A 1,588-nucleotide genomic window follows, 5' to 3' on the forward strand; every position below is an offset into this window, starting at 1 on the left:
TCTCGAGCCGGACCCGTCCTTCCACGGCCATTTCAATGTGTTGCGCGGCTACGTCGCGCCGCTCGACACGGCCGGCGTCAAGATCGTCGGCGACTATGTCGACAATTACCTGCATGGCCTGCCTTCCGAATTCGGCATCCTCAACCTGTTCGACCCGCGCACCGGCGCGCCGCGCGCCATCCTCGACGCCACCGTCATCACCGACATGCGAACCGGCGCCGTCACCGCCATCGGCGCCAGGCATCTGGCGCGCAAGAATTCCAAGGTGCTGGCCCATATCGGCGCGCGCGGCACCGCCTACTGGAATGTGCGCCTGCTCGACCATCTCTTCGACTTCGACGAGATTCGCGTCCATTCGCGCCGCCCGGAAAGCCGCGACGGTTTTGCCGCCGAACTCTCCGCCGATCTCGGCAAGACGGTCACAGCGGTGGCCGACTGGAAAAGCTGCATCGAGGGCGCCGACATCGTCGTCGAGGCCTCGCGGCTGCCGGAGCCGCAGCCGCTGCTGAGGACCGAATGGATCAAACGGGGCGCACTGGTCGTGCCCTATGGCACGATGAGCGCGGTCGAACTGTCGTTGACCGACATCATGCAGAAAATGGTCGTCGACGATTGGGGCCAGTGCAAGGGCGGCAAGTTCGGCTCGCTACGCGCCCATGTCGAGACCGGGCGGCTGAGCGAGCAGACGCTGCATGCCGAGCTCGGCCAGATCGCCGCCGGCCTGAAAGTTGGGCGCGAAAGCGACGACGAAACGATCCTGTTCTGGCATCGTGGCCTGTCGCTGTCTGATATCGCATTGGGCAAGGCGATGCTGGCCAAGGCGCAGGCGCAAGGCATCGGCCAGAGACTGCGCTTCGCATGAGCGCGCTCGTCCTCACCGGAACCGGCGTCGGCGTTGGCGATGTCGCTGCGGTCGCCCGCGATGGGCGCAAGGTGGAGATCGGACCCGATGTCATCGGCAGGCTGGAGAAGGCACGAAAAGTGCTCGACCAGGCTGCAGCGTCCAGCCAGCAGATCTATGGCTTGAACACCGGGCTCGGCGCCAATCTCGGCACTGCTGTAGAGGGCGATGCCGGAGCCTTCCAGCGCCAGTTGCTGGAGGGACGCAGCGGCGCCGTCGGCGAAGGATTGCCGGTCGATGCCGTGCGGGCAAGCATGGCCGCGCGTGCAGCGATGCTGTCGGTTGGCGGATCCGGCCTTTCGTCTTCCGTCTTCGTTGCTTTGCTCGACGCGCTCAATGCCGGCGTCCATCCCGTCATGCCCTCGCTCGGTTCGATCGGAGCCGGCGACCTGGTGCTGATGACGGCACTCGCCCGCATGCTCACCGGCGAAGGCGAAGCCGACTATCAGGGCCGTCGCATACCGGCGGCCAAGGCGCTGATGATGGCGCGCCTCGCCCCGATCAGCCTGGCGCCCAAGGACGGGCTATCGCTGATCAACGCATCGGCGGTTTCCGCCGGCAGCGGCGCACTTGCGGTGACGGATGCCCTCACTGCCCTGGCCCAGCAACAGCATGCCGGGGCTCTGACCATGGAAGGTTTTGGTGCCAACCGCACCATCCTCGACCCGCGCCTGCATATGGCGCGCC

The 1,588-nt window shown here is 66.3% G+C and carries 2 protein-coding genes; both read left to right on the forward strand.

Translation table 11 applies throughout. The features are described 5' to 3' along the window. Positions 1 to 862 (forward strand): ornithine cyclodeaminase family protein (locus tag EN879_RS35185; protein ID WP_164774810.1); only part of this gene is annotated, 862 nt, incomplete at its 5' end. Next, positions 859 to 1,588, forward strand: a 730-nt coding sequence (locus EN879_RS35190; RefSeq protein WP_164774811.1) for an aromatic amino acid lyase, incomplete at its 3' end; no start/stop codon positions are given. The genes EN879_RS35185 and EN879_RS35190, both read left to right, overlap by 4 nt.

Source organism: Mesorhizobium sp. M7A.F.Ca.AU.002.02.1.1 (assembly GCF_003998535.1).
GTDB classification, from domain to species: domain Bacteria; phylum Pseudomonadota; class Alphaproteobacteria; order Rhizobiales; family Rhizobiaceae; genus Mesorhizobium; species Mesorhizobium ciceri.